Origin of the sequence: Agrobacterium larrymoorei (assembly GCF_030819275.1) — a bacterium.
Classification (GTDB): Bacteria; Pseudomonadota; Alphaproteobacteria; order Rhizobiales; family Rhizobiaceae; genus Agrobacterium; species Agrobacterium larrymoorei_B.
The window spans coordinates 1,771,361-1,795,179 of sequence record NZ_JAUTBL010000001.1; the positions used below are offsets into that span (position 1 = coordinate 1,771,361).

Annotated in this window: 21 protein-coding genes; 10 read left to right on the plus strand and 11 right to left on the minus strand. The window is 58.3% G+C overall.

The window, feature by feature from the left end; all coding sequences use genetic code 11:
• Positions 1-9: 9 nt before the first annotated feature.
• The 11 genes from QE408_RS08065 to QE408_RS08115 form a co-directional block, all read right to left on the minus strand.
• Entirely contained in the window at positions 10-1,674 is a 1,665-nt protein-coding gene (locus QE408_RS08065; RefSeq protein WP_306929964.1) for an ABC transporter substrate-binding protein, read from the minus strand.
• 350 nt (positions 1,675-2,024) lie between these two features.
• Complete coding sequence (locus QE408_RS08070; RefSeq protein ID WP_306929966.1) at positions 2,025-4,391, minus strand: molybdopterin-dependent oxidoreductase; 2,367 nt, start codon at positions 4,389-4,391, stop codon at positions 2,025-2,027.
• Positions 4,392-4,416: 25 nt separating this feature from the next.
• Positions 4,417-5,802 carry an FAD-binding oxidoreductase gene (locus QE408_RS08075; protein WP_306929968.1) on the minus strand — a complete coding sequence of 462 codons (1,386 nt, stop codon included), beginning with the start codon at positions 5,800-5,802 and terminating at the stop codon, positions 4,417-4,419.
• Between the two features lie 78 nt (positions 5,803-5,880).
• Positions 5,881-6,483: a 2-hydroxychromene-2-carboxylate isomerase gene (locus QE408_RS08080; protein WP_306930261.1), complete on the minus strand. Its 603-nt coding sequence runs from the start codon at positions 6,481-6,483 to the stop codon at positions 5,881-5,883.
• The gene (locus tag QE408_RS08085) at positions 6,483-7,064 is read right to left on the minus strand and encodes a TetR/AcrR family transcriptional regulator (RefSeq protein ID WP_306929970.1); all 582 of its coding nucleotides are present in this window, start codon (positions 7,062-7,064) and stop codon (positions 6,483-6,485) included. Before QE408_RS08085 ends, QE408_RS08080 begins: the two co-directional genes overlap by 1 nt.
• Before the next feature lie 9 nt (positions 7,065-7,073).
• Complete coding sequence (locus QE408_RS08090) at positions 7,074-8,138, minus strand: ketopantoate reductase family protein (protein WP_306929971.1); 1,065 nt, start codon at positions 8,136-8,138, stop codon at positions 7,074-7,076.
• Positions 8,139-8,372: 234 nt separating this feature from the next.
• Complete coding sequence (locus tag QE408_RS08095; RefSeq protein ID WP_306929973.1) at positions 8,373-9,692, minus strand: LLM class flavin-dependent oxidoreductase; 1,320 nt, start codon at positions 9,690-9,692, stop codon at positions 8,373-8,375.
• A gap of 174 nt (positions 9,693-9,866) precedes the next feature.
• The gene (locus tag QE408_RS08100) at positions 9,867-10,730 is read right to left on the minus strand and encodes an ABC transporter permease subunit (RefSeq protein WP_306929974.1); all 864 of its coding nucleotides are present in this window, start codon (positions 10,728-10,730) and stop codon (positions 9,867-9,869) included.
• A complete protein-coding gene (locus tag QE408_RS08105; protein WP_306929975.1) occupies positions 10,727-11,530 on the minus strand; it encodes a taurine ABC transporter ATP-binding protein in 804 nt (267 codons plus the stop codon). The genes QE408_RS08100 and QE408_RS08105 overlap by 4 nt, the downstream gene beginning before the upstream one ends.
• Before the next feature lie 71 nt (positions 11,531-11,601).
• Positions 11,602-12,615, minus strand: a complete 1,014-nt coding sequence (tauA, locus tag QE408_RS08110) for a taurine ABC transporter substrate-binding protein (protein WP_306929977.1) — start codon at positions 12,613-12,615, stop codon at positions 11,602-11,604.
• Between the two features lie 263 nt (positions 12,616-12,878).
• Positions 12,879-13,955, minus strand: a complete 1,077-nt coding sequence (locus tag QE408_RS08115; RefSeq protein ID WP_306929978.1) for an LLM class flavin-dependent oxidoreductase — start codon at positions 13,953-13,955, stop codon at positions 12,879-12,881.
• A 447-nt stretch (positions 13,956-14,402) separates the two neighbouring features.
• Between QE408_RS08115 and QE408_RS08120 the strand changes: the two genes are divergently transcribed.
• The 10 genes from QE408_RS08120 (at position 14,403) to QE408_RS08165 (ending at position 23,809) form a co-directional block, all read left to right on the plus strand.
• Positions 14,403-15,368 carry an aliphatic sulfonate ABC transporter substrate-binding protein gene (locus tag QE408_RS08120; protein WP_306929979.1) on the plus strand — a complete coding sequence of 322 codons (966 nt, stop codon included), beginning with the start codon at positions 14,403-14,405 and terminating at the stop codon, positions 15,366-15,368.
• A gap of 11 nt (positions 15,369-15,379) precedes the next feature.
• On the plus strand, positions 15,380-16,216 hold the full coding sequence (locus QE408_RS08125; RefSeq protein ID WP_306929981.1) for an ABC transporter permease: 837 nt from the start codon (positions 15,380-15,382) through the stop codon (positions 16,214-16,216).
• Position 16,217: 1 nt separating this feature from the next.
• Positions 16,218-16,985 carry an ABC transporter ATP-binding protein gene (locus QE408_RS08130; protein ID WP_306929982.1) on the plus strand — a complete coding sequence of 256 codons (768 nt, stop codon included), beginning with the start codon at positions 16,218-16,220 and terminating at the stop codon, positions 16,983-16,985.
• 178 nt (positions 16,986-17,163) lie between these two features.
• Positions 17,164-17,355, plus strand: a complete 192-nt coding sequence (locus QE408_RS08135) for a hypothetical protein (protein WP_306929984.1) — start codon at positions 17,164-17,166, stop codon at positions 17,353-17,355.
• Positions 17,356-17,483: 128 nt separating this feature from the next.
• On the plus strand, positions 17,484-18,932 hold the full coding sequence (locus QE408_RS08140) for an FAD/NAD(P)-binding protein (RefSeq protein WP_306929985.1): 1,449 nt from the start codon (positions 17,484-17,486) through the stop codon (positions 18,930-18,932).
• Between the two features lie 119 nt (positions 18,933-19,051).
• Positions 19,052-20,260, plus strand: coding sequence for an FMNH2-dependent alkanesulfonate monooxygenase (gene ssuD, locus QE408_RS08145; protein ID WP_306930262.1), 1,209 nt, complete (start codon positions 19,052-19,054; stop codon positions 20,258-20,260).
• 76 nt (positions 20,261-20,336) lie between these two features.
• Positions 20,337-20,933 carry an alpha/beta hydrolase gene (locus QE408_RS08150; RefSeq protein WP_306929987.1) on the plus strand — a complete coding sequence of 199 codons (597 nt, stop codon included), beginning with the start codon at positions 20,337-20,339 and terminating at the stop codon, positions 20,931-20,933.
• Between the two features lie 290 nt (positions 20,934-21,223).
• Positions 21,224-22,021: a MetQ/NlpA family ABC transporter substrate-binding protein gene (locus QE408_RS08155; protein WP_306929989.1), complete on the plus strand. Its 798-nt coding sequence runs from the start codon at positions 21,224-21,226 to the stop codon at positions 22,019-22,021.
• Positions 22,022-22,023: 2 nt separating this feature from the next.
• A complete protein-coding gene (locus tag QE408_RS08160) occupies positions 22,024-23,175 on the plus strand; it encodes a methionine ABC transporter ATP-binding protein (RefSeq protein ID WP_373465499.1) in 1,152 nt (383 codons plus the stop codon).
• The gene (locus QE408_RS08165; RefSeq protein WP_306929991.1) at positions 23,156-23,809 is read left to right on the plus strand and encodes a methionine ABC transporter permease; all 654 of its coding nucleotides are present in this window, start codon (positions 23,156-23,158) and stop codon (positions 23,807-23,809) included. Before QE408_RS08160 ends, QE408_RS08165 begins: the two co-directional genes overlap by 20 nt.
• Positions 23,810-23,819: the final 10 nt, after the last annotated feature.

Here is a 23,819-nt window from a genome sequence, read left to right on the forward strand (position 1 = left end):
GCTTTCATCTCACTCGGACAGGTCGGAAAGGTAGGCGGTGTAGTAGCTGGCATAGGCAATGCCGTTATAGACTTCGCCCTTGAGCTTCGGTGACTGAACGTAGATGCGCTGAACGATCTGTGTCCGCGGAATGAAGTAGGCCTGCTCCAGAACATATTGCTGCAGCTTGTCGAGCAGCGGCTTGCGCTCTTCGATCGAGCCCGCGCCGGCGATCTTGTCGCGTAGTTCGTTCAGCACGCTGTCGCGCTCATCCAGTGCAAACCAGTTTTCACCATTATTGGCATTGGTCAGGATGCTGGCGACCGTGCCCGCGTCGATGAAGCTGCGCGTGACTTCGTAAGCTGGAACCGCAGACCCGCCGAATTTGACCTTTTCGCCGAAGGTCACGACGTCGTAAGCGCGGATATTCACCTTCCAGCCCACCTTGCCAAGCTGCTGGGCAATCAGCTCATCGACCGACTTGGAGGTTGCAAGATAGGGGTTGGAGTGAAGGGTGATCTCCAGCGGTTTGCCATCCTTGACGCGCACGCCGTTGGCACCCTTTACCCAGCCCGCTTCATCCAGAAGCTTTTCCGCCTTGTCGGGGTTATAGGCGAGCAGGTCGCTATGGTCGGTCGCGCCTGGCACATTGCTTTGAATGAACGAGGTCGCGAGCTTCCAGTCCGGTGTATAAACGGTGTCGATGATCTCCTGGCGGTTGATCGCCGCCTGAAGCGCCTGGCGAACCTTCACATCGTCGTAAGGCGCAAGCTTGGTATTGACCGCCCAACCATTGACGAAGCCGAGATAGCGCGGCGTGGCGATTGTAAAGCCTTCTTCCTTCAGCGACTTCAGTTCCTGGGGAGAGGCATTATAGGCGACATCTGCCTGGCCGGACTGAACCGATGCCACGCGAAGCGACGGCTCGGAAACGAGCTTATAGGTAATGCTGTCGAGATAGGCAGGACCCGTATGGCCGACCGCAGCCGGTCCCCAGTTGTAATCCTTGCGCTTGACGAGGGTGACATGATCGCCCTCCTTCCAGCTTTTCACCACATAGGGGCCGCTGCCAACCGTTTTGCTGAGGTCCGCCTGCACGCTCGCAGGCTGGGCGATCGTCTTGGGAGAGATGAGGATCGAGCCGTGATAGCCGAGCGTCGGAATGAAGCCGAGCGTTGGCTTCTTGAAGAAGACCTTCACCGTTTTCGCATCCACGGCTTCGGCACGGTCATAGGTTTTGGGGAAGAGGCCGATCGGGTTGATGCCTTCGTTCTTGCGGCCCGCATACCAGATGTTCAGATTGGCAACGACGGCATTCGCGTCCAGGGGTTCGCCATCCGAAAAGGTCACGCCGCTCTTCAGGTGAAGCGTGAACTCCGTCGCCGTGTCGTTCTGCTCCCACTTCTCAGCGATCCACGGGCTCACCTTGCCCTCGGCATCGACATAGACCAGCTTGTCGGTGACATGGCCCCAGATGTGGCCCTGAAAGCTCGATATGGCGCTGTTGTTGGGAATCCATGTATCGCCGAGGGAGTCGATAAGGAATGTGATATCGCCGCCATCATGCGGGCGGTCCGCTGCCTGTGCTGGCAGCGGTGCGGTGGCCGAAAGGAAGAGCGCCGCGGAGGCTGCGATCGACGCCGTGACCAGCAGCTTGCGTCGGGAAAAAGAAGGCAGTGAGAGATGTCTGACCATGATGTAGTCCTGAGTGAAATATTGAAAATCTTGGGATGATCTGGCTGTCGAACGGCCCCGCAAAGCATGCGAATGTCCGTCCCCGCCGCGCACGCGACGAGATGTCGAAAGCCCATCGATGAAAGGAAGAGCGTGCTGTTAGCGCTGGCCAGAACGTGTCGAACGCTTGCCAGCGTTAAGAGCGCGCTCGCTTCTACATAGTTCGGTCATGAGCAGCCCCCTTGCGTTGATGGGTTTATCTTGACGCCTAATCTAACAGTGACGCGGCAGAGAGAAAGACTGGTTGTTCTTTTTCTATAGTTTTAGGGGATTAATTTGCCGCCATTTTCGCTGCTGGTTGGATTGCTGTTTCAGCGCCGGTTGGAACCAGTGCCGGCCGGCTTTGAGGCGTATCGGCGTGAGACCGCCAATTTCTCGTCGCCCGTTCCGAAAGTGATGGCCTCGAAGATTCTCACCTTCGGCGGTTCGCCCGCATAGCGCTCGACCTCGACCCTGGCGATCTGGCCGGTCGAGCCCTGTGCGAGTTTCGAGGTGCCGATATCGCGGGTCAGAATGTTGGGGTTGCCGTGGATGCACATCGTGCGCTTTGCCGCGGGATCGTCCGGCTCGAACCAGGCACCCGTCGAAAGCTGCAGAACGCCTGGCTTCACGTCGTCGCTCAAGAGCGCGCCTGCGAGGCAACTGCCTCTTGCATTGAAGAGCCGGACAATATCGCCCTCGGAAATACCGCGTCGGCTGGCGTCCTCCGGATGAATACGAACGGGCTCTCGGTCTTTGATCTTGTTGGAACGGCTGAAATCGCCATAGTCGAGCTGGCTGTGAAGCCGCTGCCGGGGCTGGTTGCAGACGAGGTGAAGCTGATAGAGATCTGCTTCACCTTCAGTTTCGCTTCGCGCCGGGTACCAGCGTGGATGGCCCTTGCAGTCGTCATAACCGAAGCTCTCGACCGTCCTTGAGAATATCTCGATCTTTCCCGAAGGTGTCGGCAGCGGCGCGGCCTCCGGATCTGCCCGAAAGGCATGGGCCGGGCCGCCATCATCAGCCTTCGTCGGCAGGACAAGCTCGCCGCGCTGCCAGAACGTTTCGAAATCCGGCGCGTCGTGGCCCTGCGCTTCCAGCGCCGAGCGGGTTGTTTCGTAGAGAAAGGCCAGCCATTCGCGGCTGCTGCGCCCTTCGGTAAACTTATCTGACTTTCCGAGTTGCTGCGCGATTCCGGCGAAGATATCGTAATCGTCTCTTGCCGCACCGACGGGATCGATCAGCCGTTTCATTGCGATCATCAGCGGGTCGCGGTCTGCAGCGCCGATATCGTCACGTTCCAGCGTGGTTGTGGCCGGAAGCACGATGTCGGCATGTCGCGCCGTCGACGTCCAGGCAGACTCGTGAACGATGATCGTCTCAGGACGCTTGAATGCCGCACGCAGGCGATTGATATCCTGATGGTGATGAAACGGATTGCCACCCGCCCAATAGACCAGACGGATATCCGGATAGCGTAAGCTGTGGCCGTTATAGTGAAACTCTCCGCCGGGATCGAGAAGCATATCGGCGATCCGGGCGCAGGGAATATAATCTGCGACAGGATTTTTGAACTGGTTGAGTGTCGGTAGAGGAACCGCCAGCAGCGTCTTGCCGATATTGCCAAGCGCGCCGAGCGAGTAGGAAAAGCCGCCGCCATCGAGCCCGATCTGGCCGAGCATCGCTGCCAGCACGATCCCCATCCACACCGGCTGTTCGCCAAAATCGGCTCGCTGGAGCGAGTGACTGACGGTGATCAGGGTGCGGTTACTTGCCATTCTTCGCGCAAGGGCTCGGATCGTTTCAGCATCGATCCCACAGATTGAGGCTGCCCAGTCCGCGCTCTTCGGCCGGCCGTCTTCTTTTCCCAGAAGATACGTCTCGAACGTGTCGTATCCCACGGTGTAGCGCCGGAGAAATGCGTGATCATGTAGCCTTTCGGTAACAAGCGTGTATGCCAAGCCAAGTATAAGCGCGACGTCGGTGCCGGGTGTGATCGCCAGCCATTCAGGTTTCAGGTCTTCGGCAAAGTCGTCCCTCAAGGGACTCACGGAAACAAAGCGAGCGCCCCGCTTTTGGGCGCCCGTCAGCTTTTGCCGGACCAGATGCTGGCTGATGCCGCCGCCATGGACGTCGGCATTGCGGATCGCCATTCCGCCGAAGGCCAACACAAGTTCCGTGCTGCGCTCTATCGCGTCCCAGGTAACGCTCTTTCGGTCGAAGCTGTCATACGGTCCAAGGACATGCGGTATGATGACCATCGCCGCGCCTGAACTATAGGTGTTGACGGACCGTACATAGCCGCCCAGCACGTTCAAGAAGCGATGGATCTGGCTCTGCGCATGGTGAAATCGCCCCGCACTTGCCCAGCCATAGGAACCGCCAAACACTGAAGCCGGGCCATGGCGACCATAAATGCGGGCAAGCTCTGCCGCAACGAGCGCTTCCGCCTGTTCCCAGGACACTTCCACGAACTCGTCGGCGCCGCGCCGGTCTCTGTGATTGCTACCGGCTTCCAGCCATCCGCGTCGGACCGCGGGATTTCGGACACGCGCAGGACTGTCTGCAATGGCAGGCAGATTACCGAGCAGGGGCGAGGGGTAAGGATCACCTTCGTGCGGTCTGATATCCAAACGGCCATTGGCAAGGCGTCCGGAAAAAGCGCCCCAGTGAGAACTGTGGGATTTGAAGACGTTCATTGTGACCTCTCACCCTCACGGGAGTTCAAGCGCGCTGTCCGGCCAGAATTTTTCCGGGATTCATGATTCCAGCGGGATCGACAGCCTGCTTGATGACCGCCATCAGATCGACCGCATCGCCATGTTCTTCGCGAAGATAGGCGATCTTGCCGGTGCCGACGCCATGCTCGCCGGTGGAGGTGCCGCCTGCCGATAGCGCGTAGCGAACCATCTTCTTGTTGATTGCCGCGACCTCGGCAAGCTCTTCGGCGTTGGTCGGATCGACCGCGAAGACGACGTGGTAATTGCCGTCCCCCACATGCCCGAGAATAGCGGCTGGAACGCTGCATTCCTTCAAGAGCTCTCTTGTAGCGACGATGCAGTCGCCGAGCTTCGAGACCGGCACACAGACATCCGATGACCAGCCCTTGGCGTTCGGTCTCTGCGATACTACAGCATAAAAAGCGTTATGGCGGGCCTTCCATAGCCGCTTACGCTCCTCAGGGGCGTTTGCCCATTCGAAGTCCTGTCCGCCATTCTCTTGGACGATTGACGACACCATCTCGACCTGTTCCTGCACGCCCGCAGGCGAGCCATGAAACTCAAAGGCCAACGTGTCGCGGATTTTGAGATCGAGTCCTGAATAGTCGTTCACGGCTTTGATCAGTCCGCGATCCATCAATTCCATGCGCGCCACAGGGATGCCGAGCTGCACGACCTGGATGGCTGTCGCGACCGCCTGATCGACACTTTCGAACGAGCAAAGCGCTGCCGAGATGGTCTCCGGTATGCCGTAAAGGCGAAGCGTGATCTCGGTGATGATCCCGAGTGTGCCTTCCGAGCCGACGAAAAGCCGCGTCAGATCGTAACCTGCCGAGGATTTTCGTGCCCGGCCGCCAGTCTTGATGATCTGTCCGCTCGGCAGCACCACCGTCAGCCCGAGAACGTTTTCGCGCATGGTGCCATAGCGCACCGCATTGGTGCCGGAGGCGCGGGTGGCGGCCATGCCGCCGAGTGAGGCATTGGCGCCAGGATCGATTGGGAAAAACAATCCCATATCCCGCAGGTCAGCATTCAGTTGCTCCCTCGTCACCCCGGCCTCTACGGAGCAATCCAGATCTTCCGGGCTGACACGGAGGATTTTCGCCATGCGTGAAAGATCGATGGATACGCCCCCTTGAACTGCAGCGAGATGTCCTTCCAACGAAGTCCCCGCACCAAAGGCGATAACCGGCACGTTCTCTTCCGCGCAGAGCCTGACGATCTTCGACACTTCCTCAGTGGTTTCGGCAAAGACGACGGCATCGGGAAGGGCGGCTGCGTGATGGGCTTCGCCTTGCCCGTGTTGCTCCCGCAGAGCAGTCGACGTGGAAAATCGCTCGCCAAGCAAACTCTGCAAGGATTGCGAGAGGGCGGTGGACAATCTGGTCATGAATCATTCCACTAGATGCGAAACGTCGGCCGCTCTCTTGAGGTAGACGGGCTGCCAACGCCTTCGCTATGTTGCCGTTCAGGCTGCGAGACGTTCACCTTGAAGATGGCGGTCCAGGAATGGAAGGCTGTCCTGACCCCAGTAGAGCTCATCCTCATAGCGGTAGGTCGGCACGCCGAAGACACCTGCCGCCTTGGCGGTTTCGTAGCTTGCCTTCAGTTGCGCCTCTATTGCCGGGCTTTGTCCGAGTTCGTCCAAGGCGGCACCATCGAAGCCCGCTTGATCGGCAATCGCGCGTCGAATGGCCGAATTGCCGATATCTTCGCCGCGCACCCAGAATGCCTCTTGCAGCGCCAGCGTCAAAGTGAGCCAGTCTTGCCCGGCCTCGATAGCGGCCGCTACGAGAGCACCAGCCGGTGTCGGATCGGCAAGAGCCGCCCGGTTGTCGAAGCTAAGCCGCTTACCGCGCAAAGCGGCCCAGCGTTTGAGGTCTTTCACCCAATAGGCCCGGCGTATCTCTGGCCGGTTGCGGGAATAGATGGCGCCATTTTCCTCGATCAGCGGAATGACATGGGGCTTGATGGTCGCGCCGTGTCTATTTGCCAGTGCCACAAAGGGCTCAAGGCCGATGAAGGCCCAGGGTGAACCGATGCTGAAGAAGTAATCGATGGTCTTTGTCATCATGCCTGCTTTCTATGGGTCTGGAGAAGAGGGGAGGCCGTATCGAAAACGGCAAGCGCGCAATCGCGCGCCAGCAGGACGGCCTGTGGATCGCGCCCGACGGCAACGGTCGCAAGCGCTCCCTCGTAGAGAAGTGAGAGATGGGCGGCAGCCAGATCATCGAGGATTTCTGCCTTGCCCAGAACGACGGAGAAAATGTCGCGGACCATTGCCTTGTGACGCCGGGCGACCGAGCAGACTTTCTCGGATTCGCCGTGTTCGGCGACGGCGAGCGCGAAGGCGCAGCCGCGAAAATCCGGGCTGTCCGCTTTCTCATAGAGCCGTTCGAAGATCGATTGGATTTGCTCTCTGGGAGACAGCGCGGAGGATAGAACCTCGGTCAGAGACTGTATAACCCGCTCATGGCGCGCTGAAAGATAGGCGGCAACGAGATGATCCTTGGAGGGGAAGTGGCGGTAAAGCGTGGCCTTCGCGACCTTCGCCTCCTCGATGATGCGGTCGATGCCGACGGCCCTGATGCCCTCGCGATAGAAAAGGGTGCCGGCCGCTGTGATAATGTGGTCAGATATGGCTTCTTTCATTGCACCACTTCACGCTGCCGAATTGAAATTACTGGTAACTGTACGCCCTGGATGTATTGCAGGGCCTCCACGGGCCGGTTCTTCGCTCCGATCCAGTAGCGCGGCAATCGTCTCCAGCGGCAGCGGTTTTGTGAACTCGGCCTTTTCGGCAAGCTGACCTGCCAGACGTTGAACGGCTTCATTATGAGGGGTCAGAATACCGTGAAGACGCCCAAGAAGCACGATCTCGCCATTGAGGAAATCGACCTCGCTCGAGGCCCCCCGCGTAAAGCTTTGCCATGTCGATTGCTGGCCGGGAGCAACCCCGCTGTCGGGCGCGATACGCCAGTGGGAGATATCGATGCTACGCTCTGACGGTGATGCGAGAGTGTATCCCGCGGCGTGCAGTGCCTGCGTTGCCTCTTGAACGAGCGCCGTACTGATCTGTTCGCGAAGGGCAACGTCACCATCGAATAATTCCAGCACATTGCGGACATTGTGGAGCAGCTTTGCTGCCTTCCACCGGGAAATATCGCTGACGGCTTCGGCCAGATATCCGGCCTTGGTGAGGTCGGCGGCGATCTGGTCGCTCAAGGCATCGCGTCCTGCAGGAAAACGCCCGACCGTGACGATGCCAAGCTCAGGGTCTCCCGCGACTGCAACTGTGCCGGTCTCGGTGAAGAGGGCAGGCGTCAGAATACTTGCCCCGTAAACATTGGCAAATGTTCGAAGAGCGGCAGCTTCGGTGGCAAGACCATTCTGGAACGTGACGATTGGCAGGGATAAGGCGGCCGGCAGGGGTGAGCCGGCGACGGCGCGCCACGACCAGTAAGCCAGCGCACCGGCGGCATCCTGGGACTTGACCGTGAGCAGGAGAATGTCGTCCTCCCGCAACTCTGGCGGCTCTGCCAGGTCAAAGGCCGCAAGGTTGATCTGTCGCACGCCCCCAGGTCTGCGGAACGTCAGGCCGTGGTGTTTGATGTGTCTGATTTGAGCGCCCCGCCCGACCAGGACATAATCAATTCCGGACAAGGCAAACTGGGCGGCCAGACTCGCGCCGACCGCGCCGGCTCCGATGATGACATAACGTGGCATTTGAAGCCTTCTGCTTTGGTGGGCGATCAGGGTGAGTAGATGAAATCTACGATCACGCCAGCAACCTAGGAAGACCGGTCATTCTATTTCTATCAAATTGGTGGAATAATCTTCCGCGACGGCCTTCGAAGGAGGGATTGGGTTCTTCGACGCTCCCGCGATAAGGTTTGTCAGCGCGCCGATAATGACAATGATGTGCTTTCCGATCGCAATACTGCCGGAAGGCGCGCGCGATCACACGAAGAAGCGATTGGTTGGTCTCGGCAGGCCAAGATGGTCTCTCAAGGTTGCGCCCTCGTAGTCTTTGCGGAATAGGCCGCGCCGTTGTAATTCCGGCACAAGCTTACCCGTTACATCCTCCAGGCCTTGCGGGAGGAACGGGAAGACGCAGGTGAAGCCATCCGCCGCCTGTTCGTTCAACCACGTCTCCATTTCATTTGCGATCGTTTTCGGCGTGCCGATGAAGGCCAGCCCCGCATAGCCGCCATAGCGTTGTGCCAGTTGTCGCACGGTCAGTTTTTCCTGCTCGGCAAGCCGCAGCACCTGCGCGCGTCCGCTCTTGCTGGCATTGGTCTCAGGGATTTCCGGCAGTGGGGCGTCGGGATCGAAACCTGAGGCATCGTGGCCGAGTGCGATGGAAAGTGAGGCGATCGCGCTGTCGTAATGCACGAGGCTATCGAGCTTGGAGCGCTTGGCCTTCGCCTCTTCCACGCTGTCGCCGATGACGATCATTGCGGCGGGTAGAATTTTCAGATGCGCAGGATTGCGACCGGCGGCGGGCATGCGGCCCTTGATATCGGCATAGAGCGCCTTGGCGGTCTCTAAATCACGTGGTGCGGCAAAGACGACTTCGGCCGTTTCAGCAGCCAGTTGCTTTCCGGGCTCCGACTGGCCCGCCTGCACGATGACGGGCCAACCCTGTACCGGACGAGCAATGTTCAGCGGTCCTCGCACGCTGAATTCTTCGCCCTTATGGTCCAGCACATGCATCTTGTCTGGATCGAAGAAGATGCCGCTTTCCTGATTGCGGATCATTGCGTCATCGGCAAAACTGTCCCACAGGCCGGTGACGACGTCGAAGAATTCGCGCGCACGCTTGTAACGTTCGCCATGCTCCACATGATCGGAGAGACCAAAATTGCGGGCGGCATCGGGGTTTGATGTGGTGACGATGTTCCATGCCGCCCGTCCACCGCTGATATGGTCCAGCGAGGCAAACCGGCGCGCGACATGGTAGGGCTCGTCGAAGGTCGTGGACGCGGTTGCCGCAAGACCGATCCGTTCCGTTACCGATGCCAATGCCGATAAGAGGGTGAAAGGTTCGAACGAGGTGACCGTATGGCTACGCCTCAAGGCTTCGATGGGCATGTTCAACACCGCCAGGTGATCGGCCATGAAGAAGGCATCGAACTTTGCTCGCTCCAGCGCCAGCGCGAAGGATTTCAAATGGCCGAAATTGAAATTGGCGTCGGGATAAGCACCTGGATAGCGCCATGCACCTGTATGAAGGCTGACCGGGCGCATGAAGGCAGTGAGGTGAAGCGATTTCGACATGAAGTTGATCCCGATAAGACGAGGAGGCGTTGCGCGCAGAACGTTGCGCGGACCTTATATCGAGACGGGATAGCCGTCGTACAAGAGAGTCCCATCTCTCACTTTTTTCACTGCAACCGAGCACGCAACAATGAGGACAGGGCAGGAGAGTCTTGGTCACCCGCCCTCATCAGCTCAGCGTCGGCGTGATGTGTCGGCCCACGGCACGAAGCGGCGCTCTATAAGTCGAGCAAGCCATTCGAGTGCGAAGGCAACGATGGCGATGACTGCTATTCCCGCAATGACAATATCGGTGACCAGGAACTGCGCAGCCGACTGGATCATGAAGCCGAGGCCGCGGGTGGCTGCTACCAGTTCGGCTGCCACAAGTGTCGACCAGCCCGTGCCGAGCGCGATGCGGATGCCGGTCAGGATCGACGGCACGGATGCAGGCAGCAAAACGCGTGTCAGGACCTGGGTGCGGGTGGCGCCGAAGGCACGGGCGGCATGGACGAAATCCTTTGGCACGGCTTTGACACCTGCACTCGTCGACAGGATGATCGGTGGCAGCATGGAAAGGGCGATCACCGTTACCTTCGAGGCTTCACCGATGCCGACCCAGATGATGATTAGCGGAAGGTAGGCCAGCGGTGGCAGTGGCCTCAGGAATTCTACGATCGGGTCGAGAACGCCTCGACCGACGCGGCTGAGAGAGATCAGCAGGCCGACGGGAATACCGATGGCGAGTGATACGGCCAGAGCGCCAAGCACGCGACCGAGACTTGCGGCAAGGTGTTCCAAAAGCGTGGAATCCACGAAACCTGTTGTGAGCAGCGTGCCGAAGGAGGCTGCGACGACCGGTGGAGAGGGCAGAAAGACTGGCGAGACAACGTTGAGGGCAGACGCTATCCACCACGCTCCCAGAAGCGTGAGACCAGTTAGAAACGAGATCACGAGGGTTGGGACGCGCAGGCGCGACGGCGCGGCTTCCGGCTGTCCGGCCACGGAGTGGCTTTCTGCTTTGATCTTTGCAGGGTGAGTGTCGGCAAGGATCGTCATGCTGCAAGGTCCTCATCGGCTGTATCGTGAATAAGCGCCGTCAGCCCGTCATGCATGCTGCGGAACAATGGAGACTGACGAACTTTGCGTGGATCGGCTCCGGACAGGATTTCCTCGGCGAAGCCGCTTTCGAGGATCGTGCCGATCCGGCCGGGATTTGGCTGTAGCACGACGATGCGCGTTGCCAGCAGCAATGCTTCTTCGATGCTGTGCGTGATCAGCAGAGCGCCGGACTGGCTCGTCTTCCATATGTGAAGGAGGAACAGCTGCAGTTTGGTGCGGGTCAGGGCGTCCAGCGCGCCAAGCGGCTCGTCGAGCAAAAGGAAGCGAGGTTCTGCGGCAAGTGCGCGGGCGATACCGACGCGCTGGCGCATTCCGCCCGACAGTTCCCATATGCGCCGGTCGCCAGCACCCTCGAGGCCGACCCGGATCAAGAGATCATTGGCGATCTTGCGGCGCTCGGCGAGCGGTAAGTCTTTCAGCGACAAGGGGAGGGCGATGTTGTCCCGGGCGTTGAGCCAAGGATAAAGCGCGTCGTCCTGAAAAACGACGGCTCTCTCTACTCCAGGGCCGGATATCGGCTTCCCATCGAGCAATATGGTGCCGGAGGTCGGAGCTTGGAAACCGGCCGCCAGATTGAGGAGGCTTGTCTTGCCGGAGCCCGACCTGCCGATAACCACAACGAACTCACCGCTGGTGACGGAGAGGTTGATACGCTCGAGGACCGGAACATCGGGTGACGCTTTGCTCTCGCCCGGATAGGTCAGGCTTACAGTGTCAAAGGTGAGGCGGCTAAGCATGGATTTCCTCGCATTACGACGGGAAGAACCGGTACGCATCGGCGTGCCGGTTCTCGGGTACGCTGAACAGATCAGAAGGACAGTTTGGCTGCGTCCTGAACCCAGCGCGGAGAAACGTATGCGCTATAGTCATCGAGTGTCGCGGGGATTTTGCCTTGCTCCTTGAGGAAAGCCGAGGTCGCAGCAACAGCCTTGACTGTTCGTCCGCCGAGCAAATCGGCACCAGCCTGCTCTTGCAGCGTGGGGAAGATGTAGCCCTTCAGAAGTGCGGGAACCTCATCCTGCTTGGCACCGGTAAGGCGTGCGATCTTCGCAGCTTCCGGCGACGTCGCGTTCCAGGCTTCAGGGTTGGCGCGGTAAGCGGCGGTCGCATCGCCCGTCACCTTGACGAAGGCTTTGACGAGATCAGGATGTGCGTCGGCAAAACTCTTGCTGACAATCCATGCATCGAAGGTCGGGCCGCCCCAGTTGGCGACATCGGCGGAGGTGGCAAGCACGGTGCCGGTTTTCTTGATCTCGGAAAGTACCGGGTCCCAGACATAGGCGCCATCAATATCACCACGCGCCCACGCAGCAGCAATCTCCGGCGGGCGAAGGTTGAGGATGTTCACCGTCTTCGGATCAATGTTCCAGTGCTTCAAGGCCGTCAACAGGCTGTAATGGGCCGTCGATACGAAGGGCGTGGCAATCTTCTTGCCTGCTAGGTCTTCCGGCTTGGTAATCCCTCGAACGGCAAGCGCTTCGGCCTCACTGATCAGGCCGACGAGAGCAATGGTTTCAATCGGCAACTGGCGGCTTGCGGCGGCCGCCAGCGGCGAGGATCCTACATAGCCGATATCGATCGAACCGGATGCGATGGCGGCGATCACATCCGCGCCTCCATCGAATTTCTGCCAGTTGATCCTGGCTTTCGTCGCTTTTTCGTAAGCGCCGTCCGCCTGCGGCACGCGGGATGGCTCGACGATTGGCTGATAACCGATGTTGGTGGTCGTCTCTGCACTCCATGCGGGTGTGGAGACGAAGGAAGTGCTGACGGTAGAGGCTGCGACGAGAGCGGCGAAAGCGCGACGGGAAAGCTTTGTCATGAGTGGTTCTCCATGTGATATCTCATGACATTCAATTTATGTAATCTATTCATTTTATAGAGAGATGAGCGGCCGCTTATCGCCTTATCTTTGGGCGTAACATTCTAAATTTTCGCGTATCTGCAGGAGAAATTTCGCAACACCGCACTCGGTGGTACCAACTTGGGGTGCAGGCCCCGAGGCTGGGTAGCGGAGTTGGATGGAGTGAGCCTCAGTCAATAATTTCGCGGTGCTATCACCCTGTTGGAGATCAATCTTCATTGCTAGAGATGAGTTTCGAGTAGCGGGAGAAGCTCTTTCCCCTGCCGCTCGATCTCTCTCAGATAAGGCGTATCCGACAGTATGAACTTCGTGATGCCGAGCTCTCGGTACTTGTTGAGGGACGCAGCGACATCCGCTGCTGACCCGACCAGCCAGGTGGTCGCCGCTCCACCGCCGCCGACGCGTCCCGGCGCTGTATAAAGGTTGTCGTCCAGCACATCACCTTGTTGTTGCAGATCGTATAATCGCTGCTGGCCCACGGCGACAGACTGCAGATGGTCGTTCCAGCGCGCGCCGCTGCCCTTTGCCATTTCGGCAACCCTGTCTTCTGCATCGCGCCAGGCTTCCGCGGTCGTGCTTCGAACGACAGTGGTGATGCGCAGGCCAAATTCCAGTGGCGGCAAATCGCGGTCCAGCCGTTTGCTGAGGTCCTTCAGTCGCGCGATACGGTCCTTTATGGATTGCAGTGGTTCGCCCCAGAAAAGTTGAACATCCGCCTCCGTTGCCGCGACCCGTTCCGCAGCATCCGACGCACCGCCAAAGTAGAGCTTCGGATGCAGCCGACCTTTCCTCTTGGTGATCCGGGGCTGAGCAGTCGAGTTGGAAAGCTGAAAATGCTTTCCGTGGAAAGTAACATTTTCATCGGTCCAGAGCCGTCGAACCAGCCGCATGAATTCCTTCGTGCGGGCGTAACGCTGCGCCTGATCGCCTTCACTGTCTCCATAGGCGGCAAGATCATCCCGACCCGAGACGATGTTGATGCGAAGGCGTCCACCCGATAACTCGTCAAGGGTTGCTGCCGCGGACGCAAAGTGCGCTGGCTGCCAATAGCCCGGGCGAATGGCCGCCAGCGGTTCGAAGGTTGAGGTTTGCGCTGCGAGCGCCGTGGCGACCGTAAATGTGTCGGGCCGGCCCCAACCAGTTCCGATCAGCGCGCCTTTCCAGCCGTTTTGTTCTAACGCCTTGGCATGGGAGGTCAGGGTGGCGAGGCTGTTATGATCGGCTGATGCGATGTCTCCCCGATGGCCGGCCTTTGTGTCGTTTGGAATATACCAGAGAAATTCGCTCGCGCCGCCCATGCCGTCATCCTGAATGTCATTATCTGTGAATTTCGCGAGGCGATTGCCTCACAATGAAAGCATTCCAGACGACAGGCAGAGCAACCAAGCAGGGCAATCCAAATTGGTGACGGTCCGAGGAAAGGAATTTGCTGCGTCCGGGCCTTGGCAGTAAATTCTACCGATTTTATATGTTTTTGTGGCATTCGCTTTGATGACGGCGTCAAGCGGTGGCGATTGCCCGCTGCCCTTGCGCCTGACCAGCCGTCAGAGCGTCGTGCGAGGGTTCATTTCAATAAATCGACGCATTGCGCTTTTCGAAAATCGATCTCCCGATAACGGCGAAACATCTCTGAGACCACTTTTCGACTGTTTTATTCCAAAGCCCGCGCGAACTTTAGAAAGGGGCACCTTTCAGAAATTGATCAAAATCATAGATTGACTCCATTCTTTTAAAGGGAGCAGACTATGAAGGTTGTTTTGGGGTTGGCGCTTGGTCTTTTGGCATCCGTGACGACCTTTGGTCAGGCGCTGGCGGCCGAGCTTTCCGAGATACGCATCGATTGGGCGACATATAATCCTGTCAGTCTGGTGCTGAAGAATGACGGTCTGTTGGAGAAGGAATTCAGCAAGGACGGCATCAAGGTGACCTGGGTGCAGTCCGCGGGCTCCAACAAGGCGCTGGAGTTCCTCAATGCGTCATCGCTGGATTTCGGCTCGACCGCAGGCGCTGCCGCTCTCATCGGGCGCGTCAACGGTAATCCCATCAAATCCGTCTATGTTTATTCTCGCCCTGAATGGACGGCGCTTGTGACCCGGAAAGACACCGGCATCGCCAAGGTGGCGGATCTGAAGGGTAAATCCATTGCTGTGACGCGCGGAACGGATCCGCATATTTTTCTGGTCCGCGCTTTGGCTGATGCCGGTCTTTCCGAGAAGGATGTCAAACTTGTGCTTTTGCAGCACGCGGATGGCAAGCTGGCGTTGCAGCGTGGGGATGTCGATGCCTGGGCTGGTCTCGATCCGATTATGGCCTCGGCTGAGGCGGAGAACGGCGATGTCCTGTTTTATCGCAAGCCGGAGAACAACAGTTGGGGTGTTTTGAATGTTCGTGAAGCGTTTGCGAAGGAACATCCCGAAATCGTTTCCCGCGTGATCGCTGCCTATGAGGTCGCGCGTAAGAAAGCCATTGCCGAGCCCGGTGTTCTGGAGGCTGCGCTGGTGACTGCAACGAAACTGCCGGATAGCGTCATCGCAAAGCAGCTTGAGCGTACCGATCTTAGCCACTCCAGGATCGGTGACGAGCAACGGGAGACGATCGAGGCGGCAGGCATCGCCCTGCAACAGGCGGGCGTGATCAAGACGGACGTTGATGTAAAAAAAGTGGCAAGCGACTTGATCGATCCGGCCTATGGTAGCGCGCTCGGCCAGTAGGGAGCTGTTTCATGGCGTTGGCCGATTTGTGGCGGGCGGATAGTCAGAAGAAAGAAGCCGGGACGCGTGCGATACGCATCCCGGTTCTCGACAATCCAGTCCTTGGCCTGATATTTCCGTGCATTCTTCTCCTCCTGTGGGAGGTGCTGGTGCGTTCCGGACTTATTGAGGGACGGTTGATGCCGCCGCCGTCGCGCATTTTCCAGACCATTACCGAACTTGCATCTTCGGGCGAACTGGCAGGCCACATCGGCATTACGCTCTGGCGTGTCGCGGTCGGCTTTCTGGCGGGGGCAGCCTTAGGCACAGTCATCGGTGCGATCACCGGATATTCGCAGCGTCTGAGCCACCTGCTCGACCCCACGCTGCAAGCACTGCGCGCCATTCCATCCATTGCCTGGGTCCCGCTGTTCATCCTGTGGTTTGGGATCTTCGAAGCATCCAAGGTCGCGCTGATTGCCGTCGGTGTCTTCTTTCCCGTCTATCTCGGCGTTTACGGCGCCGTTCGTGGTGTCGATCGCAAGGTGGTGGAAGTCGGTCGAATATTTCGTCTGTCTGATTTCCCACTTGTGCGGCGTATTCTTCTGCCTTCCGTCTTGCCGGACTATGTGCTGGCACTTCGGGCCGGTCTCGGGCTTGGCTGGATGTTCGTGGTGGCTGCGGAGTTCATGGGTGCTTCAAACGGGCTTGGCTATCTTCTCGTGGATGGGCAGCAACTGGGCAAGCCCGACCAGATTCTGGCTGCGATCCTCATTTTCGCGGTCTTCGGCAAGTTGACGGACACGCTGCTGATTGTCGGTAGCGCGCCTTTTGTTCGGTGGCATGATCACCACGGCCGGAAGAGATAAGATGCTGATCATAGATGCACTATCGAAGACCTATCCCAATGGCACGCAAGCGATCAGCGGCTTCAGTCTTGAGATCAAACCGGGAGAAGTGGTCGCCATCATTGGTGGCTCTGGATGTGGCAAAAGCACGCTGCTGCGGCTTGTGTCGGGTCTTGAGAGCGCGACGCGCGGCCGCATCATCCTCCAGGATAAGACGCTTACCGAACCCGATGAACGGGTAAATCTTGTTTTCCAGGAACCAAGGCTCTTTCCGTGGTTGAGTGTTGCGGACAATATCGGCTTCGGGCTGACGCACCTCTCTCGCGAAGATCGTCACCTTCGTGTTTTGCAGGCGTTGGACCGTATGGGTCTGTCAACCTATGGAGACCGGTGGGTGCGCGAGCTTTCTGGCGGTCAGGCACAGCGCGTCTCGCTGGCTCGGGCGCTGGTGGTCGAGCCTGCGGTTCTGTTGCTGGACGAACCGTTTTCAGCGCTTGATGCGATGACGAGGACAGCGCTGCAAGATCATCTCTCCGATCTATGGCTGGAACAGCGAACGACCATGCTGCTTGTCACGCATGATATCGAAGAGGCCGTGGTGCTGGCCGACAGGATCGTCGTGATGCAGCCATCGCCCGGACGAATATTCGAAACGGTGAATGTCGATCTCCCGCGCAAACGGGATCGAAACTCCACCGCCGTCACCACGCTGAAACGCCAGCTGTCGGAGCTGCTGGAGCGTTCCTTAAGTGCGGGTGCACGTCATGACAGGCCAGCGGATGCTGCTTGAGTGCAACTCAAACAGTCCGCACCTCAGAGCGCTGTTTGGCCCGTTTCCAAGCGACACGCGGGAAAGCGAAGAGCTTTGTCAGAAATGGGTCAAAAATAGAATAGTGATCTTGTAGAGAATGTTGACCCGAGCGTCTTAGCTGGCGAAACTATACGTCTCAGTAGAAGGAGAACGTGAAATGTCTATCGGTTTCAATCTGTTTTCGCTCGATACATTCAGGATATTTCGAGTAAACGACCGTAAGGCGGAATTCGATCCTTTTGAAACGCCGCTGCCTCCTATCGAAAGCCTCGATCAAAGTAACGATCGGGATCGTGAGCAAGAAGCCGAAATTGCCTTCTGGGGTCTTGCCTGCTACCCCGTTATTTAGGCAATGATCCGTCTTCAGCATTTGCGGTATCACCGGTTTTTGCGTCCGAAAATGCGTCGACAAAGAGAGTGCGAGCGACGGAGGTAACCCGTGTGTACCCCAATTGTTTCGGGAAAGACGTAAAAACCATGAGGTCTTTTTCTCCAGCATCGTCTGGTCATGTGAACGTGGCAATTGTTGGCGGTGGCTTTACGGGTGCTGCCGTGGCGGTGCATCTTGTGGGGGGCAAAGACATTCCCGCCGATGCATCCGTCGTAATCGTTGAGCCGCGATCTGAATTGGGGCGCGGTCTGGCCTATAGCGCGATCGATCCAGCGCACAGGGTCAATGTCCCTGCGGCGCGAATGACCCTATTTCCCGATATACCAGATGATTTCGAGAATTATCTGGGAGGTCTGCCCTCCCATAACGATGATGAGCTGATCGCTCACGATGGTTCCCCCTATCCCCGGCGGTCCGTCTTCGGTGATTATGTTTCGGCACGTATTCAACCGTTTCTGAAGAGCGGGCGTATCGGACACTGGCGGACAAAAGTGGTGTCGATATCGCAAAGAGCAGGCCGTTACGAAATGATCGGGGCCGATGGAAACGTGCTGCTGGCCGACATTGTCGTGCTGGCCGTCAGCCATCCGCCACCTTCTTTGCCGCGGGTGCTTCGGCCTTTCGAGAAAGATCCGAAATTGATTGGGGATTTCACGGTGGCTGACGCGGCAAACGCGATCGATCCGGCGGATCGTGTTCTCATCGTTGGAAATGGGCTGACCGCTGCCGATGTCGTTGCCTCTCTCAAAAGACGTCGGCATACAGGCCACATCACCGCTGTTTCTCGCAGAGGGCTGAGATCGCGTGGCCACGGGCCAGCGGGGCAGGAGCCTTTCGGCGATTTCCTGGCGGAGCCACTCCAGTCAGCCAGCGCGCTGCTTCATGCCGTTCGCCAACGTCTACAGGAGGCGGAGGATCTGGGTATGACCTGGCACAGCGTTGTCGACGCGCTCAGAGGGCAGGGGCAGGACATCTGGAAAAACCTGCCGGTTGCCGCGCGCAGACGCATTGCCCGACACCTGCGGCCGTTCTGGGATGTCCATCGCTTTCGGATCGCACCGCAGGTCGAAGCCACTGTGGAGGAGGCGATCGCAACCGGTCAGATGGATGTGCGTGCCGCCTCGCTTTCTTCCGTTACGAAAAGCGCCGCAGGCTACCGGGTTATGCTGCGGCCTCAACGCAGCAGAAATATTGAAGCGCTCGATGTCGATGCTATCGTCGTCACCACAGGCCCGGCCCATGGCGGCATTCTTCAAAGTCAGACAATGCTTCAGCAACTCGAAGACGCCGGCGTCTTGCAGGCTTGCCCGACCGGACTCGGTATCCTGGTCGATGCTCAATCTCATCCAGTATCGACTTCAGGCGAGAGCACGAGCTCGCTCTTCATTGCCGGTCCCCTCGCGCGCGGGACGTTTGGAGAGTTGATGGGGCTGCCCCAGGTGACGGAACATGCGATCTTCGTCGCGAGCGGTGTGGGTGATCTGATTCAAGAGGACGAAATCTCGCCTCGTGCAGATTACGTGGCCGCAGGCTGATGATCGGCGCTTTAAGAGAGATTTGTTCCGCTGTTGGTGCCCGTGTTGGAACGGGATTTCTTATCAATTTGGCAGACTTTTATAAGATCGGCATCTACTCGATACGCCCATAGGATATGATTATGACAGTTGATAAGCCTCTCGATTTTCTCTGGTTTATTCCAAGCTCCGGAGATGGGGCCTATCTCGGCTCCGATGAGCTGAGCAGGCCTTCCGACCCCGGTTATTTTCGTGAGATCGCCAAGGCTGCGGATCGTATCGGCTATTCCGGTGTGTTGATCCCGACGGGTGTGGCCTGTGAGGAGTCTTTCATTCTGGCTGCCGATCTTGCGGCGCATACCGAGAGATTGAAGTTTCTTGTGGCGATCCGGCCCGGCGTCGCGTCTCCCGCCTATTACGCACGGCTGGCCTCCACGCTCGACCGCGTTTCGAATGGCCGCCTGCTTCTCAACATCGTTGTGGGCGGGAGCGCTCAGGAACTTGCGGGCGATGGGATATTCCTGCCCCATGACGAGCGGTACGATCACGCGGATGAGTTCTTCCAGGTCTTCAACTCGCTGATAGCCACCGGCCACGCTCATCTCGATGGGCGCTATATCAAGGCCATCGATGCGCGCCTTGGTCTGCCGCCGGTTCAGCAACCCCATCCGCCTATCTATTTCGGCGGCTCCTCGGATGCCGCGATCGATTTTTCCGCAGGGATCACCGACAAGTACCTGACCTGGGGCGAGCCGCCGCAGCAGGTCGCGGAAAAGATCGCCAAGGTACGGAAAGCCGCCGAGGCGCATGGGAAGAAGGTCACCTTCGGTATTCGGTTGCACTTCATCGTACGGGAGACGGATGAGGAGGCTTGGGCTGCGGCCGACAGGCTGATCTCCAAACTGTCAGACAAGACGATTGCCGCGGCGCAGGAGGTCTTCGCCAAGAATTCGGACTCGGTCGGTCAGGCCCGCATGGTCGCTCTTCATCAGGGACGGCGTGACAGGCTTGAGGTTTCTCCGAATCTCTGGGCCGGTATAGGTCTCGTCCGCTCGGGTGCCGGCACGGCGCTCGTCGGTTCACCGCAGACGGTCGCGGCGCGGCTGCGCGAGTATCAGGCCATCGGCATCGACACCGTCATCGCCTCGGGTTACCCACATCTGGAAGAAGCTTATCGCGTCTCCGAGCTGCTTTTCCCCGAAATCGGCCTTCCCGGCCCAAGAGGACAGATCCGTTCTTCCTTCGGAGAGCATCAGGTTTTCGGCGGCGGCGGGCATGGTGGCAATGTGAAGACGGCTTCCGCTTCTGCGCCTGAGCATCCGAAGGTGGCGGCCGCGTCACAGGGCTGACACCTGAAATCGTACAACACCAAACGCCCCGTCGCACATCCTCCGAGACAGCGGAGTCCGCACTCATGGATATCACATGTGTACGACCTTGATTGTTCCTGGACTGAATGGCTCACCTCCCGGTCACTGGCAGGACCATTGGCTTCGGGATGATCCTACCGCGAAGCTGGTCGATCAGGATGATTGGCAGTGCCCGGTGCTGGAAGACTGGCTGACGCGGTTTGAGACCGCGTTGGCCGGTGTGGAGGAAGCTTATGTGGTGGCACACAGTCTCGGCTGCCTGCTTATCGCGAACATGGCCAGCCGGCCGCTGGCGACCAGGATCAAGGCAGCTCTTCTCGTTGCACCGGCCTCGCTGGAGAAGGTAGAGGCGCTGCATCCATGCATCGTCCGCTTTGGCAGTTTTCCCCCGGCTTCGACGCTTCCCTTTCCGAGCCTCGTTGTCGGCAGCACGACCGACCCTTACATGGATGCGGAGGAGGTGGCAGGGACTGCTGTGCTCTGGGGCAGCGAACTCGTCAATCTGGGTGCCGTCGGCCATCTCAATATCGCCAGCGGTTTCGGGCGATGGCCGCAAGGCTACGCGCTTTTCGAGCGTCTCATCAGGCCCACGTCCTTTGCGCTGGATCATTCCGAACGCCTCGTCTCGACAAAGACCGAGCAGGTAGCGTGAAACCTGTCATCACCTCACGACCTTTGTGTGTTGATTCCGCGAAGCGCTTCACAATGTCTGTCGGGTGAGCCTCTCAGGATGACCTCGTTTCGCTCAAAATTTTTCCCGTTGGTGCGCAATAGAGCAATTCAGCCTGCCGCTGATTTATTCCACACGATCAATTCTGCTGTGTCGGCTTACGATTTTTTGAAACGTTTTTTCTCCAAGGCGTGAAGAAAAAGCGGTTCCTTTCTCCCAAAACGAATTAAATCTACTAATTTTCTATACAAATAAATTTTGAAGGGGCTTCCATGAAATTAACTGCTTTTCTTCTCGGCTTGATGCTTGCATTCACCGGGTCCGCCTTTGCCGAAACTGTAAAGATCGGAGTCGTTCCCGGCGTTTACGGTGACTCTGTAGCCGCACTTGTGCCGGAGGCTAAGGCTGCTGGCATCGATCTTCAGGTCATTGAGTTCAGCGACTGGACGACGCCTAATGAGGCGCTTCAAGCGGGGGATCTGGATCTGAACTACTTTCAGCACATCCCCTTTCTGACGAATGCTATAAAACAAAAGGGGTATGACATAACGCCTATCGGCGTCGGTACGCTGGCAAATATCGGAATCTACTCACTTAAACACAAGGATTTCGCCAGCGTTCCTGAGGGGGCGACGGTCGCGATTGCCAATGACCCGGTCAATCAGGGGCGCGGACTGCTGCTTCTCCAGAAGGGTGGGCTGATCAAGCTGAAAGACGGCGTCGGCTTTCTCGGCACGCTTGATGATATCGTCGAAAACCCGAAGAATGTCACGTTCAAGGAAGTTGAGGGTCCTCAGCTTGCGCGCATCACGGCCGACGTAGATCTGGCGCTTGGATATCCTCACTTCATCATTGCCGCCAAGACATTCGATCCCGGCTCTGCGCTGATCTTTTCCGGTGTCGACGATAAGCAGTTCGCCATTATTTTTGCTGCAAACAAAGCCAAGGCGGACAACCCAGCCCTGAAGAAGGTGGTGGAATTGTACCAGAACTCCAAGGCCGTCCGAGAGGCGATCGATAACGGCTTCGCTCATAATCCTAAGCTTTATACGATCGCGTGGGAAAAATGAGTGTGGCTCATTTCGATGCCTTCAATGATGTTGCGCTCCGAGCTGCGGCGACGGCGCGCCCATCTGAGGATTTAGCCCCGTCACGCGTGTCGAAGCCATTGCCGGGTACGGTGGGCTCGATCCGCTTTGATGCGGTTCAAAAAACCTATATCTCTTCCGCAGGCGCGGTAAGGGCGCTCAGCGATATTAGCGTTGATGTGCCTGCAGGTTCCGTCTTCGGCATCATAGGGCGCTCCGGTGCAGGTAAGTCCAGCCTGTTGCGCTTGATCAACCGGCTTGAGAGGCCGAGCGGGGGGCAGGTGCTTGTCGATGGCGAGGACATCTCCACCTTGGACGAAGATCAGCTTGTGGCGCTGCGGCGCCGTATCGGTATGATTTTTCAGCACTTCAATCTGCTGTCGGCCAAGACAGTCTTTGGCAATGTCGCGCTACCGTTAGTCGTTGCCGGTGTGCCAGCCCAGGAGGTGCGAGAGCGTGTTGCGGAAGTCCTCAAGCTTGTGGGACTGGAAGGCAAGGAAAATACCTTTCCATCTCGCCTGTCCGGCGGGCAGAAGCAACGTGTCGGTATCGCTCGCGCACTCGTCAGCCGGCCGGAAATCCTGCTCTGTGATGAGGCGACCTCCGCCCTTGACCCTGAAACGACGCTCTCTATCCTGTCCTTGCTGAAGGACATAAACCGTCGTCTCGGTCTCACGATCGTTCTCATTACCCATGAGATGAGCGTCATCCGGGAAATCTGTGACCACGTGCTTGTGCTTGAGGCGGGGGAGATCGCCGAAACAGGGCCAGTGTGGCAGGTCTTCGGCAATCCTCGCCATGAAGCGACGCTTGCGCTTTTGAAACCGCTTGATCGCGGTCTGCCCGAAGAGGTGACGGAACGGCTGGCTTCCTATTGGAACGGTCAGCGCGCAACAGCACTGATCGAGTTCACCTACAAGGGGACCGACGGCTTGCAGCCCGACCTCAGTCGTCTGTTGCGTGTTCTCGGAGAGGGGACACACATCATCCAGAGTAATCTCGACCGAATTCAGGGCCATGTCAGCGGTCGGCTGGTCGTGGCATCTCCCGCCCGCGCAGACTTGGAGCATCTGATCAAGAGTCCCGATCTGGCCCACGCAGCAAGGATCATTGGTTATGACACCGCAGATGTTTAACCGCCTCTGGCAGGCTTTCCTCGATACGCTGACGATGGTGGGGGTCTCTGCGCTCGTCGCGCTTCTCGTCGGCATTCCTCTTGCGGTTTTTCTGGTGCTGTCCTCACCCGGTGGGCTTATCAATGCGCCCCGCGCAAACCGTGTGCTTGGAGCCGTCATCAACGGCTTCCGCGCAACGCCCTTCATCGTGCTTCTGGTGGCGCTTTTGCCCTTCACGCGTCTGGTGACGGGAACCACGATCGGCGTGTGGGCGGCCATCGTACCGCTATCGATCAGCGCAACGCCTTTCTTCGCTCGGATCGCGGAGGTCAGCCTGCGTGAAGTGGAACATGGATTGATCGAGGCGGCTCAGGCAATAGGTTGCCGGCCTTGGCACATCATCCGGCATGTGCTGCTCCCGGAAGCATTGCCGGGGTTGGTAGGCGGCTTTACCATAACGGTGGTGTCCATGATCGGCGCTTCGGCCATGGCTGGAGCAGTCGGCGCCGGAGGGCTCGGCGACATGGCGATCCGCTACGGTTACCAACGCTTTGATACCACCGTCATGCTGGCGGTGATCGTGGTGCTGATCGCCACTGTGTGCGTCGTCCAGTTTGTCGGCGATGTAACCGTGCGGCGTTTACGCGCCCGTTGATCAGGCGAGT

Bases quoted from the DNA above. Each gene is read 5' to 3' on its own strand.
- QE408_RS08140 (WP_306929985.1), top strand. From the start codon at position 17,484: ATGAGGTCTTTTTCTCCAGCATCGTCTGGTCATGTGAACGTGGCAATT.
- QE408_RS08150 (WP_306929987.1), top strand. From the start codon at position 20,337: ATGTGTACGACCTTGATTGTTCCTGGACTGAATGGCTCACCTCCCGGT.
- QE408_RS08135 (WP_306929984.1), top strand. From the start codon at position 17,164: ATGTCTATCGGTTTCAATCTGTTTTCGCTCGATACATTCAGGATATTT.
- QE408_RS08095 (WP_306929973.1), bottom strand. From the start codon at position 9,692: ATGTCGAAATCGCTTCACCTCACTGCCTTCATGCGCCCGGTCAGCCTT.
- QE408_RS08165 (WP_306929991.1), top strand. From the start codon at position 23,156: ATGACACCGCAGATGTTTAACCGCCTCTGGCAGGCTTTCCTCGATACG.
- QE408_RS08065 (WP_306929964.1), bottom strand. From the start codon at position 1,674: ATGGTCAGACATCTCTCACTGCCTTCTTTTTCCCGACGCAAGCTGCTG.
- QE408_RS08130 (WP_306929982.1), top strand. From the start codon at position 16,218: ATGCTGATCATAGATGCACTATCGAAGACCTATCCCAATGGCACGCAA.
- QE408_RS08125 (WP_306929981.1), top strand. From the start codon at position 15,380: ATGGCGTTGGCCGATTTGTGGCGGGCGGATAGTCAGAAGAAAGAAGCC.
- QE408_RS08115 (WP_306929978.1), bottom strand. From the start codon at position 13,955: ATGGGCGGCGCGAGCGAATTTCTCTGGTATATTCCAAACGACACAAAG.
- QE408_RS08100 (WP_306929974.1), bottom strand. From the start codon at position 10,730: ATGACGATCCTTGCCGACACTCACCCTGCAAAGATCAAAGCAGAAAGC.
- QE408_RS08120 (WP_306929979.1), top strand. From the start codon at position 14,403: ATGAAGGTTGTTTTGGGGTTGGCGCTTGGTCTTTTGGCATCCGTGACG.
- QE408_RS08075 (WP_306929968.1), bottom strand. From the start codon at position 5,802: ATGACCAGATTGTCCACCGCCCTCTCGCAATCCTTGCAGAGTTTGCTT.
- QE408_RS08085 (WP_306929970.1), bottom strand. From the start codon at position 7,064: ATGAAAGAAGCCATATCTGACCACATTATCACAGCGGCCGGCACCCTT.
- tauA (WP_306929977.1), bottom strand. From the start codon at position 12,615: ATGACAAAGCTTTCCCGTCGCGCTTTCGCCGCTCTCGTCGCAGCCTCT.
- QE408_RS08080 (WP_306930261.1), bottom strand. From the start codon at position 6,483: ATGACAAAGACCATCGATTACTTCTTCAGCATCGGTTCACCCTGGGCC.
- QE408_RS08105 (WP_306929975.1), bottom strand. From the start codon at position 11,530: ATGCTTAGCCGCCTCACCTTTGACACTGTAAGCCTGACCTATCCGGGC.
- QE408_RS08090 (WP_306929971.1), bottom strand. From the start codon at position 8,138: ATGCCACGTTATGTCATCATCGGAGCCGGCGCGGTCGGCGCGAGTCTG.
- QE408_RS08070 (WP_306929966.1), bottom strand. From the start codon at position 4,391: ATGAACGTCTTCAAATCCCACAGTTCTCACTGGGGCGCTTTTTCCGGA.
- QE408_RS08155 (WP_306929989.1), top strand. From the start codon at position 21,224: ATGAAATTAACTGCTTTTCTTCTCGGCTTGATGCTTGCATTCACCGGG.